Below are 15,723 nucleotides of genomic sequence, written 5' to 3' on the forward strand. Positions count from 1 at the left end.
ATATATATTTAATTTATTAACTTATCATATTCCCATTAACCACTCCTTCGGCATCAGGATTTACAAAAACCAATTTCCCACTAGCATCCTCTGTCATTAAAATCATTCCTTCACTCTCTACACCACGTAATGCTCTAGGAGCCAGGTTTACGAGTACGGTTACTTGTTTCCCTATTACTTCTTCTGGAGTAAAGCTCTCTGCGATACCAGAAACGATGGTACGTACATCAATACCTGTATCTACTTTTAAGATGAGAAGTTTCTTCGTTTTCTTCATCTTCTCTGCTTCGATAATGGTACCTACTCGCATATCGAGTTTTGTAAAATCGTCAAAGGTAATCGTGTCCTTTTGTGGCTCTACAACAGCGTTTTCGGCAGCGGCAGCGGCTTCGTTTGCTGCTTTGCTTGCTTCTAGCTTATCTAGCTGTACTTGTATCTGACTATCTTCTATTTTTGAGAAGAGTAATTGAGATTTATTAATGGTGTGACCAGCTGGAAGTAAGACCTCCTTAGATGATATATCACTCCATTGTAATGCGTTCTCATCTGCACTAGAGTTCACATTAAGAATATCTTTCAGTTTTCCGCTTGTATGCGGTAATAATGGCTCGCTTAAAACAGAAAGTGCAGCTGCAATTTGCAAGGCTACATACATTACTGTTTTAGTGCGCTCTACATCTGTTTTGATCGTCTTCCACGGCTCTTCGTCTGCTAGGTATTTGTTTCCTAGACGAGCGAGGTTCATAAACTCTGTTTGGCTTTCGCGAAAGCGGTATTTTTCTATACTGCTGCCTATCACTGCAGGGTATGCTTTTATAGCATCTAGCACTTCTGTATCTAACGCATTAAACGCACCTGGCTCTGGTATCGCGCCATCATAATATTTGTGCGTAAGTACGGTAACTCTGTTAATGAAGTTTCCGAAAATTGCTACAAGTTCGCTATTATTTCTAGTTTGGAAATCCTTCCAAGTAAAGTCGTTGTCCTTAGATTCTGGTGCGTTTGCTGTAAGTACATAACGCAACACATCCTGCTGATCTGGAAATTCTTCTAGATACTCGTGTAACCATACTGCCCAGTTTTTTGAAGTAGAAAGCTTGCGTCCTTCAAGATTTAAAAACTCGTTTGCAGGCACGTTATCTGGTAAAATATACTCGCCGTGACCTTTGAGCATCGCAGGGAAAATCAAACAGTGAAAAACGATATTATCCTTTCCTATAAAGTGAAGTAGCTTTGTGTTTTCATCTTTCCAGTACGGCTCCCAGTCTTTGCCTTCACGTGCTGCCCACTCCTTTGTAGAAGAAATGTAGCCTATAGGCGCGTCAAACCAAACGTACAGCACTTTTCCATCTGCTCCTTCTACAGGTATTGGGATTCCCCAGTCTAGATCACGAGTTACGGCACGTGGACGTAGTCCATCATCTATCCAAGATTTGCACTGCCCGTACACATTAGTTTTCCAGTCTTTTTTATGTCCTTTTATGATCCATTCCTTAAAGAAGTCATTGTATTGATCTAGTGGTAAAAACCAGTGTTTTGTTTCCTTAAGTGTAGGTACAGCTCCTGTTATGGCACTCTTTGGGTTGATAAGGTCTGTTGCGTTGTGGGAGGTACCACAGCTCTCACACTGATCTCCGTAAGCCTCCTCATAACCGCACTTAGGGCAAGTTCCCGTCACAAAACGGTCTGCAAGAAACTGGTTTGCCTCTGCATCATACAGCTGCTCGTTTGTTTCTTCTATAAACTTACCTTGGTCGTACATATTCTTAAAAAACTCAGACGCTGTATCGTGGTGAATTTTTGCAGAGGTACGTGAGTAGTTATCAAAGGTGATCCCAAAATCTTCAAAAGATTTTTTGATTATCGCATTGTACTTATCTACCACATCTTGAGGGGTAACGCCCTCTTTTTTTGCTTTGATTGTGATAGGCACACCGTGCTCATCACTTCCACATATAAAAGCAACATCTGCTCCTTGCATACGCTGGTAACGCGCATAAATATCTGCCGGAACATACACTCCTGCAAGGTGGCCTATGTGTATAGGTCCGTTAGTATACGGCAGTGCCGCTGTAATTGTATATCGTTGTGGATTTTGAGACATATTGTGTTCTTTAAGAAGCGACAAAAATAAAGAAAAACAAGCTAGTACCTACAGCTTTTACAAGCCAGGTCACAATAGCTGCAACTTGAGATGATGCAAAGTAGAGAGGGATTTATTACGCTTTCGCGAAAGCGGACTCACAACTACATAAAACTGCTTATTTTACAAGAATACTCTTACTGTATTTTTTACCCGAAAACTGAATCTGATAGATGTATTGTCCCGTAAACAATCGCTTATTGATGCGTTCTTTAATATTAAATTTTTGTGGCCCCTCGTATATAAAATCATTTACCACTGTACCCACTTCTTGCCCTAGTAGATTGTATAAGGTAACGGTTACCTTTGCCGTGCTGTTCATCGTAAACTCTATAAAAGTGTCATTACCCTGAACACTGCTCCAGTGCTGAAAAGTATCTGCTATATCAAAACTTCCAGAAGAGAGAGACTCACAGTCAAAACCTAGGTCTACACTCTCAAAAGATTGCCCGAGCAACACCTCATCTACCAGCCCGCCGTCGATACATAGCCATTGCTTAAGCATTGTAGCATACACTTGTCTAAAATCTGTACCGTACTTTAAATTTCCTACTTGATCTGGATCTTGTAAATCTGGATGCGTTCCCACAAAACCGTTGCCCTGCATTGCTGGACCAAAAACCATAACAGGCGATGCCGCCCCGTGGTCTGTTCCATTTGATCCATTTTCTTCTATGCGACGTCCAAATTCTGAAAAGGTCATTGCCATCACATTAGTGTGCATACCGCTTGCCTCAAGATCTGTAAAAAAATCTTTCATACCACGAGCTACTTGCTCCATTCTATTATCGTGGGTTTCTTGCTGGTTTGCGTGCGTATCAAAACCGCCTAGCGTCACTAGATATACCTTTGTGCCTAGACCTCCCTTGATCATTCTTGAGATAATGGCGAGTTGCCTCCCTAAGCTTTGCGTATCATACTCAACGGCATTTGTCGCATTTTCATAAGCTTCGTTTATGGTACTCGCGTAGGTAAATGTGGTGTTAGTCATACCACGCATAAATTCTAACTGCTCACCAAAGGTGCATCCCGGTACATCTAGCACATCGTGTAGTACCCCATTTTCGGCAATGCTAGATAGCTGCGCAGGATTTGCTACAGAAAATGCATAGCTATTATCTACCCCATCAAAAATGAGATTACCCTGACTCCCTATCTGTATAGCCGCAGGAATCTCTGGGGGATTAATAAGAAAATCTGGATATAAATTTTCAAAATAACGCCCCAGAACGCCCGTCTCCTCATAGTTTACAGCATCTCCAGATGCCCAGATATCTGAACTTCTAAAGTGTGATAGATTTTGATCTGGATAGCCTACACCGTGCACCACACGCATTGCACCATCTCCCCATAATGACTGTAAGTCTGCCATAGATTGTGGTATCCCAAAATCTGCATTGAGATTGTATAAACTGTTTTCTGTGTGTCTTATAGACGGTCTATTATTTGCATAAAAATCATAATCATAAACCGGCACGATCGTATTGAGACCATCATTACCACCTTTAAGACGTACTAGAACGAGTACGCGATCTTCATTTTCGGCAGTGGTGAGGGCTGTTGTTAATCTTGAGGGTGCAGATGCTGTAAGATTTGTACCTCCTAGCATAATGCTTCCGCCACCTACTAGACCTAGAGCCTGCATAAAACTTCTTCTATTCCAAGTGCTGTGCTCATCATCGTGATGTGCGTCTTTAAGACTTGCTGTAGGTCCCGTTGCTGTTCTTTTTTTTGCTTTCGCGAAAGCGTGATTCTTATCGTGAGTACACATAGGGCGGGGTTATTTGAGTTGAAATTCCGGCATTCGGAAAATATGGTGAATAAGCAAGATGGTTTGATATGCCGCCGAATCAAAATTCCAGTTCCATATACCATCTTCCCAGTAATTTTCTGGTGTTTCCCATTTAAAAATAGCCTCTGCTATCTCATAATCTGCCTCCGTATACAGTGGTCGTGATAAAAAGTAGTCTACTATTGTTTTTGTAATTACCACTGGGTCTGTACTTGAGTTTGTAAGGGCTTGCGCAAAATCTCGATATTGATAACCAGTCTCTAGCCAGAAATTCCAACTTAGATTCTCAAGGCTTAGCCATCTCCCGGTAAGAGTGCTAGAGTTTATCCAGTCGTGGTTGCGCTGCCAGCCAGCTACATCTATAGGTTGAAATAAGTTTTGACCCAGCATATCTGAGATATAATTTGCATAACTAGCAAAGCCATCATCTGTATCATTATAGGTAAAATCTAGCTCGTTATAAAAGGTCATTATGAGATCATATGGACTTTTTACAATCATCCCTATCGCATCTTGATCAAAAAAATGCTCGCTCTTAAAAAGCATCTCTAGTACTGGCTCAATCTCCCAGTTTTGGTCCATAAATAGCGTTGCCATTTCTGCTACGATAGTATCATTTACGTCTGGACTTACAAAGTATGTATATAATTTAGTACAAATTGTAGTGGCTATAATACCCGCTTTTTGCTCAAAGAGAATATCTATTACATCATCATATCCCCAGGGACCTGTCTGTCCAAAAATTGTTTTTTCTGAACTGTCAAAGGTGCTCTCATCAAATGTGATGGCGGCACCGTACTCTACCCAGTGGTTATATCCCGTGAGCGCTCTGGAGGTTTCTTCTATATCTTGCTGTGTGTAGCCATTACCTTCTCCTAATGTAAACAGCTCATAAAGTTCACGCGCATAGTTTTCGTTTGGGTTTTGGCTAGAGTTTTCAAAACCGTTGAGAAAAAGAAGCATCGCAGGGTTAAGCCCTATCTCTCTTACGAAGGTTTTAAAATTACCTAAGCAATGCGTTTGCAGCATATCCCAGTATTGAAAAGTATAAGGCGCGTAGAAGTAGGTCTCTATTTGCGTCACAAAATGATTGAGCCAGAAAAATGTGAGACGCCCTTTTAAGTTTTTATCTCTTATATCTTTTGCCGCTTGTCTATACCACTGGCTTATAAACTCATTATTTTCTGTATCATAATCATTAAAGTCATTCAAATCCCAATAAGCCCAAGCAGGTGCAGTAGTGTTAGGCGTAGTTTGAGCATCTAGCAACAGTGCATCTACAACTTCTTGAGGCGTTTGTGACAAGGCCGCATCTAGCACTGTAGCCGTGGCACCATATGCGAGTCTTTTATATAAGTGTTTTACCTTCATAACATCCCAAGGGTTACCTGTGCTAGGTACATATGGGGTTATGGAAGCTGTGTTGCAAGAGGAGATAATTTCCATAAGGGGTTGATTTAGAGCACTTCAATATAACAAAAAGTGGGGACTTAGGTATATGATCATTATAAACCCAAAAAGTTTAAATGTTAGTATATTGAGGTGTGAAAAATAAATCAATGGTTACACCTCCATATCTTAAATACGGCGATAAAGTCGGAATAGTTGCCACGGCACGTAAAATTTCTAAAAAAGAACTTGAAGAGGGCATCGCGCTTCTTGAAAGTTGGGGCTTAGTTCCCGTGTTAGGAAACACCATAGGCCTTGAAGACAACCAGTATGCTGGGACAGACTTTGAGAGAGCACAAGACTTTCAGCAAATGATGGATAATACGGAGATTAAAGCCATCTGGTGTGCTCGTGGCGGCTACGGGACCGTGCGCATAGTAGATGATCTAGATTTTTACAAGTTTGTCAAATACCCAAAGTGGATAGTGGGCTACTCAGATGTGACGGTTTTACACAGTCACATTCATAAAATAGGCTTCAAAACGATACACGCCACAATGCCGGTTTCTCTTGAAGATAATACCGCTTTCGCGAAAGCGTCATTAAAACAATCGCTTTTTGGCGAGCAACCTAACTTTAGTTACAACACCACAAATAAACTTAATAGACTAGGCACTGCAAAGGGCACGCTTGTGGGCGGAAACCTCTCTATACTTTACAGTCTATGTGGTAGTAGCTCTGATCTAGATACAGCGGGTAAAATCTTATTTATAGAAGACCTCGATGAGTACCTCTATCACATAGATAGAATGGTAGTCAACCTAAAACGTAACGGGATGCTAGATCACTGTGCGGGTATGGTTGTGGGTGGTATGACGAAGATGCACGATAACAGAATCCCTTTCGGGAAAACGGCTCAAGAGATTGTACTTGATGCTGTAGAAGAATGTGACTTTCCAGTAGCGTTTGACTTCCCAGCAGGTCACGTAGATAATAATAATGCGTTGAAGTTGGGGAGTGAGATTGAACTTGTTGTTACTCAAAATGAGACTAAAATAACTTACCTCTAAACAACTGATGACCCCAAAAGAACTAGGCGAATACGGTGAAGAACTAGCAACCCTGCATTTAATAAAGCAGGGTTACACGATTCTTGAACGTAATTGGTTTTTTGGAAAAAATGAAGTCGACATTATCTGCCAGAAAGAAGAAGGCATCCTCGTTGTGGTAGAAGTAAAAGCGCGTAACTCAGATTTCTTCGGCGATCCGCAAAGTTTTGTGAGTACTGGTAAGCAAAAGTCTATCGTAAAAGTGTCAAATGAATACGTACTAGAAAATGACCTAGATGTAGAAGTACGATTTGACATTATCGCAGTACTCAAAAACTCAAAGCAAGAACGCCTTGAGCATTTTGAGGATGCGTTTTATTTCTTTTAAAGTCTCATTACCTATTATTAAATCAAATAGAGTTTTTAAATTTTACTACTCTAGTAATCATCTCCAGACAAGTCTTTAATGAAAGTATTTGCAAACTCATATGCAATATCAAAAAGTTCAGAGACTTGATTTGTGTTATTAGTCAAGATAGATATAGACATCTCATACTCTGGAAACAAGATTAACACGGAACTTGATCCATTTGCCACACCTGCGTGATGTACTATAGGTGTTGATCTATCACTCACTTTTTCTGTGATATCTGACCGCCAACCCAATGCATAATTCTGATTATTTACTAAGCCGTTCGTTAAATTTATTGGTGTCCAAATAAGACTCTTGGTCTCTGCTGATATAAAACTTGTAGTCATTAAAGCATTTGACATTCTGACTAAATCTAAAGGAGTCGAAACAAAACCTCCGCCAGCCCATTTATTACTATTGTTAACAGTAAAACTCTTTTTATAAAATCCTTTCTCGATATCGTAAAAAAAAGCCAAGTGATTTTTGTCCATTCTCTCAGTCTCAGCTTGTGTATTATTCATATGCAAACGCTCAAATACATCTTCTTTCATAAATGTAGTAAAATCCTTTTCTGCCGCTCTCTCCATTATGGCACTGAGCAAAGTGTAATTATAAGAACTATAGCTAAAATCTGTTCCTGGCTCAAAGAGAAGATCATCATCTTTAAAAATTGATAGAGCTTCATCCACATTAATATATGAATCATTATTCAGTGTTTCCCAAATTGGAAAACAAAAGCAAGTCCTATAATTACGTATTCCTGAAGTATGAGATGCTAGCTGTGCAACCGTAATATTTTTTAAATTTTCCGGCAACGAAGGAATGTAATCACCCGCAGTGTCTGAAAGTTGTAGTATTTTTTTTTCTAGCAAAAGCGATAGCCCCATAGAGGTAACCGCCTTAGATGTACTGCCCAATCTATATTGTGTTTGTTCAGTTGCTTGCTGTTTTTTAGAAATATCTTTGTAACCTATAGTATTACTCCAATACACCTTTCCTTTGTAACCTACAGCAATAGATAAACTTGGATTATCCATTTTTTTAAATAACGATTCTAACATATTATCATATTTAAATAAAGTGGTGTCTGTATGTAGCGTATGTAACTTTTCATCTTGTTGTAAAGGCAGTTCTTTCCACCCTACAGGATAGTGAAACACTGGCTCAAATAAGAAATAACAAAGCACACCTAGCCCTAAGATGGTAAATATCTTTAGTAATTTTTTCATCGTGAATATCTTTTATGTTATCCTATTTGCTTTTTGATCAGATCAATCGCTTTTAAAATAATAAGGATATTAAATACCTGTGCCACGATACTTAATGGCAGCGCTACAATGGCCAAAATTATGGTGCAAAAGAAAACACCTAGTACAATATACCCGATACCGGTGCCTTGAGATAAGGCCCCTAACCCTTTGAGCTTATACAACGCATATCCAAAAACGAGAAAAGCTACACCATACAAAACTGAGGTTATAATACCATAAGCGATATCTGAGATATACGTGCCGTGCACATCTATAATGGTAATTAAGTTTGCAATAATCTCTACCGTGATAAAAACTAGTGCAGCCGCTTTTAATATACTCGCCTTAAAGAGGTTTCCTATTAAAATGAAAGCCCTCATATGAAATATAAAAAATACGATTGCAAAAAGAGCTAGCAGTCTAAAACCTATATCTCCAGCAAAATATACATTTTCAGTCTCATAGTGATAAGTGTCAAAAATCTGAAGTATAAACACAATCATACTCAAAATACCAGCAATCCAGCCTATGTGAAGTTGTTTAAATAGATATGATACATCCTTACTTTCATCTATTTCAAAAAGCATTGCCTTTTTTACTTTGGCCTCAAAAATGGTGTCTTCTTGCAGGTCATCTAAATCTCTATCTAGCGCAGAGAGAATAGTTTTAATCGTGTAAACACGTGGCATTGTTTCTCCAGCTTCTATGCGCTGTATTGTGCGCACAGAGATATTACATTGCGCTACAAGTTCTTCCTGCGTTAATCCCTTTTGCTGGCGCAGTTCTAAAATCTTTTGTCCTAATTCTGGTTGTTTCATCATAAATGTTTTGCCTTGTAATGATGCGCATCAAATGTACAAGAAGTTCTACACTGCAATAGTATGGCTCATTTATGATTTGTTTCATTTTTTGAGCAGTATTTAACCCGACATTTGCACGTCACTTCAGTAAAGACAACGTTTTGCACGTTTTACGCTTTCGCGAAAGCGTACCCCTACAAACTCAAGTAATATCCTAGATTTATCCAGAAACGATGATTTGCAGTAGCATTAAGAAATGAATCCATACGATAGTCTACGCCAACCTCTAGTTTATTTGCATCGTTTACATAATACCCCAAAGTAGGCACAAACCTGACCTCTAGGTCTGTTGCATCTCCTTGAATGGAATATACATACTCGTTCCCTAGTTTTAAATACACTTCTCCTGGGTCTATAAACTCACCATTGAGCGATATATCTGAAGATAGTCTGTACCGCACTCTAAACTCAACTTTTTGCCTAGCGTTAAATGTTTGATCTGTACGGAAGCGATGCCCCAAGCGAAAACCAAAATAAGGTACGGTAAATGAGTACTGTTGTATCGCACGGTGTATAAGGTCCTTATCACGAAAACGAGCTAAATATCCTATTCCCACTTTTGCATCTACTCCCACAGTGCGCGTGGCAACGGTGGTGACATCTAGCAAGGAGTAAAATACATCTGTATCATTAGTACCCTTAAAATCGCCTTCACTTACTTCAAAACGTGGCGCAAATTCTACATTGATGTTCCACAGCGCATTGATTTTGGGCCAATATTTACTTCTGGAAGTATACCCACTTCATAAAGCGATTGACCGTAAAGCAAAGCGCTCGTAAAAAATATGAGTATAAAGGATGAGAATTTAAACATACTCAAAAGCGTAGAATATTATCACGTCGTATGCTTATTTGAGACCTATTTATGAAGGTTCCTTTCTCGTTAAAAAGAACTTCATAACGCTTTGATTTTTTACCAGAATTACGTGTTTTTACAACGACCTCATAGTGCGGTGTGAGCGATGATGCCGTAAGCATCTCTGCATTCCTATCTATGATTTCTTTTGCAGTGTTATTATACTGCGATTGTATTTTTTCTACTTTAAAATAATCAAATTCTTGCGTAAAATAGTTTGATATCTCTCGTCTTGTCTCTTCTGGCAAATCTCCTAACCCAATAACTATTTCTACATCTTCTAGAACTCCATCTGTTGTAAACTCTACACTGTGACGTTGTCCTTTGTATTTAAACTTTGCTTCAATACTAGCGCCATCATTAGCTACTTCTTGTAGCCATTTTACTGAACGATTTATATTGAAAGTTGCTATGAAATCTTTTGCTTTTTGCGGTACAAGCTCGGGTTTAATTCGGTATTCTCTTTCCGTTTTTACGGCATCTTGTGCTTGTGCACGACTCACTGATGTCAGTAGCAAGACACAGATACACATTGAGAAAAAAGAATACTTAGTCCACACGGTCTTCCTTTTTTGAGTTAAATAACCATCCCAAGGGTAACCAAATCACAAAGAACAGAAACTTCCCAGTTACTAAACCTATGATGGTAATAATTGCAGCGATTACCGCAAGCGAAGTTTTCCAAGATTTACTCATCACCTCCTGAGGTCTTTGCGGTTACTTTTTGAGTACTCGCTGGCATTAATGGTCTTAATAATGCAACTACGTCATTTACAGTTTTTGCATCGTCAGATTTTAAGAGAAGTCTAAGTCCTTTAGACAGTTTCTTTTCTTTGATGCTCACGCGGTATGCGTTTTCTTGTACAAACTTAAGCACACGACCAAAGGTAGGACTTTGGTAAAAAGAGCTCTGCTGGTCTGCAATAAAGAAGCCTGTGAGTTTGCCATTTTTCATTACTACTTTCTCTAGGCCTATCTTAGTTGCTACCCACTTAATGCGCACAGAGTCCAGCAAGTCTTCGGCCTCATCTGGTAAGGGTCCAAAACGATCTACAAGTTTTGCTTCAAAGTCATCTAGTTGTTCTTCGGTTTTTACATTATTCAGGTCAGTGTATAGATTAAGACGCTCTGTAATGCTATTTACATAATCATCTGGGAAGAGAAGACTAAAGTCGGTATCAAGTACGGTGTCTTTTACGTATTCTCTTTCTTCTTTCGCGAAAGCGGGATCATCTTTATAAAGCTCTGCAAACTCATCTTCTTTGAGTTCATCTATGGCCTCGTTGAGGATTTTTTGATAGGTGTCAAAACCTATCTCATTGATAAATCCGCTCTGTTCTCCTCCTAATAAATCTCCTGCACCACGTATCTCAAGATCTTTCATCGCGATATTAAAACCGCTTCCTAGTACAGAAAACTGCTCTAGCGCCTGGATACGTTTTCTAGCATCCTCGGTCATTACAGAGTATGGCGGTGTGATAAAATAACAGAAGGCTTTTTTATTACTTCGTCCCACACGACCACGCATCTGGTGTAGGTCTGAGAGTCCAAAGTTATTTGCATTATTTATAAAAATGGTATTTGCATTAGGGACATCAAGACCACTCTCAATTATGGTGGTTGAGACCAGTACATCAAACTCCCCGTTCATAAACGAGAGCATTTTTGCCTCTAGGGCTTTACCTTCCATCTGGCCGTGACCTACGCCTACTTTTGCATCTGGCACAAGACGCTGTATGAGGCCAGCGACTTCCTTTATATTCTCTATACGATTATGAATAAAAAACACCTGGCCACCACGTTGTATCTCATACGAGACTGCATCGCGTATCACCTCTTCTGAGAAGCGCACAACATTACTTTCTATAGGGTAACGGTTAGGTGGTGGCGTGGTGATGGTACTAAGATCACGAGCCGCCATAAGTGAGAATTGTAAGGTACGCGGTATAGGTGTTGCTGTAAGTGTGAGCGTGTCTACGGTCTCAGAGATAGTCTTGAGTTTATCTTTTACGGCTACGCCAAACTTTTGCTCTTCATCAATTACTAGGAGACCTAGGTCTTTAAAAATGACATTTTTACTAGTGAGCTGGTGTGTACCTATCACAATATCTACCGCGCCACTCTCGAGGCCGGCGAGCACTTCTCTTTTTTCTTTGGCTGTACGGAAACGGTTGAGATACTCTACCGTCACTGGGAAACCTTTAAGGCGTTCTTTAAACGTACGCGCGTGTTGATAGGCAAGTATTGTGGTAGGAACCAGTATTGCTACCTGCTTACCGTTATCTACCGCCTTAAACGCGGCACGTATGGCAACTTCTGTTTTACCGAAACCTACATCACCACACACTAGTCTATCCATAGGGCGATCGCTCTCCATATCACGTTTTACATCTTCTGTAACGCTGCTTTGATCTGGAGTGTCTTCATATATAAAACTCGCTTCTAGCTCGTGCTGCATATGGGTGTCTGGCCCAAAGGCATATCCCTTTTGCAAGCGGCGTTTTGCATAGAGTTTTATAAGGTTAAAGGCTATGTGTTTTACCTTAGATTTTGTTTTTGCTTTAAGCTTTTTCCAGGCTTGGCTTCCTAGTTTATATACTTGTGGCGGCTTACCATCCTTACCGTTGTACTTGGTGATTTTATGTAATGAGTGTATACTCAGGTATAAGATGTCACGCTCACCATAAATGAGCTTGATGGCTTCTTGCATTTTACCCTCAACGTCTATCTTTTTGAGTCCGCCAAATTTTCCTATACCGTGATCTATGTGCGTGACATAATCACCCACACTTAGGTTAGTAAGCTCCTTGAGCGTGATGGCTTGCTTTTTTGCATAACCATTTTTGATATTAAACTTATGGTAGCGTTCAAAGATCTGGTGATCTGTATACACCACCATTTTTGTGTCATTATCTACAAAACCTTGATAAAGTGATAGCACAATGGTCTCATAGGACGATACAATAGCATCTGCATCATCAAAAATGTCTTGAAAACGCTTTGCTTGCTGCTCACTACTACAGGTGATTATATTCTTATAACCGCGAGCGTGGTTATCATTTAAGTTTTCTATAAGAAGGTTAAACTGCTTATTAAAAGATGGCTGTGGCGCCACATCAAAGGTGATGCTATGTTCTATCTCACCTACCTCTGCACTACTTCCTAAATCTATAGTGGTAAAAGAGTCAAGTTGTTCTTTTAGATTTTTGCCGTGACAAAAAAGCTCTTCTGGTGAGTTGCGTTTTACCTCTTGTGAGAGGTTTTCAAAAGCTTCTTCGGCTTTAGAAAAGTTTTGATCTGTACGGTCATATAACAACGACCTGTTTTTAATGAAAACGACTGTCTTTGTAGAGATATATTTTAAGAAACTAGCTCTTGTTTCTTCTAATGCCTTGTTCTCCACATTAGGCATTATTGATATTTTCTTTACTTGGTCTAACGACAGCTGACTCTCAACATCAAAGGTTCTAATACTATCTACCTCATCGCCAAAAAATTCTATACGGTACGGCCTGTCGTGCGAAAATGAAAATACATCTACAATACCTCCACGCACCGAAAACTCACCCGGCTCTGTTACAAAATCTACTCTTTTAAAACGATACTCAAAGAGCATCTCATTTATAAAATCTAGCGATAACTTATCATTTACAGTCACCTTGAGCGTTTGTCTATCTAGCTCCTTACGTGTCACTACTTTTTCAAATAACGCATCTGGATACGTTACGATAAGAGCTGGCTTTTTACGTGAGTTTACACGATTAAGCACCTCTGCTCGCAACAAGATATTTGCATTATCTGTCTCCTCAATCTGGTACGGACGCCTGTAACTTCCAGGGTAAAAGAGTACGTTTTCTTCCTTGCGCAAGGCTTCTAGATCATTGAGATAGTAAGCCGCTTCTTCCTTATCATTAAGAATTAACAATACGGGGCGCTCTCGGCCTTCAAAAAGCTGACTTACAGCAAAAGATAATGACGATCCCGTGAGACCTTTTGCTTGTATACGTTGAGAATGGGCAATAGCTTCCCCTAGTTTCTGCAGTGGCAGAGACTGTGCAAAGTGCTGTGAGAGTTCTGATTTACTCAAGAAATAAGATTTTTTACAAAGATAGTCTTGAGTACGCTTTCGCGAAAGCTTAAAAAGTAAATGGTTTCTTAAATTAAACAAACGTTTTGAACAGAGTAAATAAAATAAATTAAATTATTTTTCTCTAATTGTGATTTATTGAAATTTCCTGCGAATAATAAGGTATACCCAAAATACGAAACAGCTTGAATAAGCAAATTACATTTATTGACATTGTCAAAAGGCACAGAGGCATTTTATATAAAGTGATCACAATGTACTGTACAAACGATGATGATAAAAAAGACTTAGAACAAGAGATTCTCATCCAGATTTGGAAATCTTTAAGCTCTTATAATGATAACTATGCAATAACCACGTGGTTGTATAGAATCTCAATGAATGTTGCTATCTCACATTATCGTAAAACGTTCAAGAAAAAAAGTAACACTGTACGACTAGATACAAGTTTACTTGAATTCACTCCAGCTCCTGAGACTAGTGAAGGGAGTTATGAGCAGGAGCGTTTAAGAAAATTGCTAGCTGGTCTCAATGAATTTGATAAAGCCTTAATGTTTTTATATCTGGAGGATAAAGACTATGAGGTCATTGCAGATATTTTAGGTATTACAAAAACAAATGTAGCGACTAAGATTAGTCGTATTAAAAACCGATGGAAGCAGGAGCTTTCATCTGCTAAAAACTAATATTATGAATATAGACGATATAAAAAATATTTGGAAAGAGGATATGAACCAATTGGAGGCTCGTGTACAATTCAATGAAAATAAAATCAAACAACTTGAACTTAACAAATCTCAGAGTAGCTTTAATAAGTTTTTAAACATATCGCTCGCAGGAAAAAATATGGCTCTCATTTATGCGATAGCTTCACTGTTTCTTATGTACAAATTATGGGGGAGTGCTTTTTATGTAGGAATTGTAAGCATTGGTGCAGCAGCAATGATTTTCTCATACATACAACACAGTCCTCTCAAAAAATTAAATATTGAGAGTCTAAGTATAATTGCACTTCAAAAGGAGGTAAGTAAATTTAGAATTCACACTGCAAAGACCGCTATTTATGACCTATCAATAGTGGGTATATGGATGGCTACCGTAGGAGTGGGCTTTTATGCGTGGACTTCTGGAGGTAATCATACCCTTAATCTCGCAAAGGGAATATGGATTAGTGTTGCAATCCTTACTTGGTTCATTGTCGCTTATTTTGGAAGCAAATTCATTTATAAAGACATAGATGAAAAATTAAAAGAAAGTGAAAATATTCTTGCCAATCTGTCTAAGTACGAAACGAGCTAGTGTACTTGAACATATGCTAAAACCCAATACTGACTAGTATTGGGTTTTTTGCTTTCGCGAAAGCGCTATTTACTTTTTACCATTTTCATAACATTACACCTCTCTTCTATTTTCTACTTTTAAAGTATGAAACATTGGACAGATCATCAGCTAGCATTTGTAATCGCGCGTATTACCATAGGAATCAACTTCTTATTGCACGGGGTAGTGCGACTTCCTAAAATGGAAGACTTTGCCAGCGGACTATCAAAAGGTTTTGAGGGAACAATGTTACCACCCGCTCTGGTGGAGCCTATCGCTTTTGGACTACCTATTGTCGAGCTTGTACTGGGCATCTTATTAATTATAGGGTTTAAAACACGTATTGCCGCAGCACTAAGTTTTGTATTAATCACATTATTAATGGCGGGAACTTCATTTAAGGAAGACTGGGATCTGGTAGGCTCGCAAATGATTTATGTAATTTTCTTCTTCATCTTTATTAAAAATTTACGTCACAATACGTTTGCCATAGACGGTACACCAAAGACTGTAGTAGACGGATTTACAAACCCGCAGTAATATTATTTTTTACAGATTTTGAATG

General features: G+C 39.0%; 14 protein-coding genes. 5 read left to right on the forward strand and 9 right to left on the reverse strand.

The window, feature by feature from the left end; all coding sequences use genetic code 11:
- Positions 1–16: 16 nt before the first annotated feature.
- The 3 genes from metG to MED134_RS08505 form a co-directional block, all read right to left on the reverse strand.
- Positions 17–2,104, reverse strand: coding sequence for a methionine--tRNA ligase (gene metG, locus MED134_RS08495; RefSeq protein WP_038597930.1), 2,088 nt, complete (start codon positions 2,102–2,104; stop codon positions 17–19).
- A gap of 157 nt (positions 2,105–2,261) precedes the next feature.
- Positions 2,262–3,914 carry a DUF1501 domain-containing protein gene (locus MED134_RS08500; RefSeq protein ID WP_038597932.1) on the reverse strand — a complete coding sequence of 551 codons (1,653 nt, stop codon included), beginning with the start codon at positions 3,912–3,914 and terminating at the stop codon, positions 2,262–2,264.
- A 9-nt stretch (positions 3,915–3,923) separates the two neighbouring features.
- On the reverse strand, positions 3,924–5,381 hold the full coding sequence (locus MED134_RS08505) for a DUF1800 family protein (RefSeq protein WP_038597934.1): 1,458 nt from the start codon (positions 5,379–5,381) through the stop codon (positions 3,924–3,926).
- A gap of 113 nt (positions 5,382–5,494) precedes the next feature.
- Between MED134_RS08505 and MED134_RS08510 the strand changes: the two genes are divergently transcribed.
- Positions 5,495–6,394, forward strand: a complete 900-nt coding sequence (locus tag MED134_RS08510; protein WP_038597936.1) for an LD-carboxypeptidase — start codon at positions 5,495–5,497, stop codon at positions 6,392–6,394.
- A 7-nt stretch (positions 6,395–6,401) separates the two neighbouring features.
- Positions 6,402–6,761 (forward strand): YraN family protein, encoded by a 360-nt coding sequence (locus tag MED134_RS08515; RefSeq protein WP_013750503.1) that lies wholly within the window; start codon positions 6,402–6,404, stop codon positions 6,759–6,761.
- Positions 6,762–6,811: 50 nt separating this feature from the next.
- Here MED134_RS08515 and MED134_RS08520 read toward each other — a convergent pair whose 3' ends face one another.
- From MED134_RS08520 to mfd, 6 genes are all read right to left on the reverse strand, one after another.
- Positions 6,812–8,014: a serine hydrolase domain-containing protein gene (locus MED134_RS08520; RefSeq protein ID WP_038597942.1), complete on the reverse strand. Its 1,203-nt coding sequence runs from the start codon at positions 8,012–8,014 to the stop codon at positions 6,812–6,814.
- A 17-nt stretch (positions 8,015–8,031) separates the two neighbouring features.
- A complete protein-coding gene (locus MED134_RS08525; RefSeq protein WP_038597944.1) occupies positions 8,032–8,856 on the reverse strand; it encodes a helix-turn-helix domain-containing protein in 825 nt (274 codons plus the stop codon).
- Between the two features lie 173 nt (positions 8,857–9,029).
- On the reverse strand, positions 9,030–9,602 hold the full coding sequence (locus MED134_RS08530) for a DUF2490 domain-containing protein (RefSeq protein WP_084811650.1): 573 nt from the start codon (positions 9,600–9,602) through the stop codon (positions 9,030–9,032).
- A gap of 109 nt (positions 9,603–9,711) precedes the next feature.
- Complete coding sequence (locus MED134_RS08535) at positions 9,712–10,254, reverse strand: hypothetical protein (protein WP_148305645.1); 543 nt, start codon at positions 10,252–10,254, stop codon at positions 9,712–9,714.
- A gap of 46 nt (positions 10,255–10,300) precedes the next feature.
- Entirely contained in the window at positions 10,301–10,447 is a 147-nt protein-coding gene (locus MED134_RS15335) for a hypothetical protein (protein WP_169816456.1), read from the reverse strand.
- On the reverse strand, positions 10,440–13,838 hold the full coding sequence (gene mfd / locus MED134_RS08540) for a transcription-repair coupling factor (protein ID WP_038597948.1): 3,399 nt from the start codon (positions 13,836–13,838) through the stop codon (positions 10,440–10,442). Before mfd ends, MED134_RS15335 begins: the two co-directional genes overlap by 8 nt.
- A 185-nt stretch (positions 13,839–14,023) precedes the next feature.
- Here mfd and MED134_RS08545 point away from each other — a divergent pair, with 185 nt between their 5' ends.
- The 3 genes from MED134_RS08545 to MED134_RS08555 all read left to right on the forward strand — a co-directional run bounded on the left by MED134_RS08545 (position 14,024) and on the right by MED134_RS08555 (position 15,698).
- Entirely contained in the window at positions 14,024–14,524 is a 501-nt protein-coding gene (locus MED134_RS08545) for an RNA polymerase sigma factor (protein ID WP_038597950.1), read from the forward strand.
- Positions 14,525–14,528: 4 nt separating this feature from the next.
- Positions 14,529–15,137, forward strand: coding sequence for a hypothetical protein (locus tag MED134_RS08550; RefSeq protein ID WP_035334942.1), 609 nt, complete (start codon positions 14,529–14,531; stop codon positions 15,135–15,137).
- A gap of 126 nt (positions 15,138–15,263) precedes the next feature.
- The gene (locus tag MED134_RS08555; protein ID WP_038597952.1) at positions 15,264–15,698 is read left to right on the forward strand and encodes a DoxX family protein; all 435 of its coding nucleotides are present in this window, start codon (positions 15,264–15,266) and stop codon (positions 15,696–15,698) included.
- The last annotated feature ends 25 nt before the right edge of the window (positions 15,699–15,723 follow it).

Origin of the sequence: Dokdonia sp. MED134 (assembly GCF_000152925.2) — a bacterium.
Lineage (GTDB): Bacteria > Bacteroidota > Bacteroidia > Flavobacteriales > Flavobacteriaceae > Dokdonia.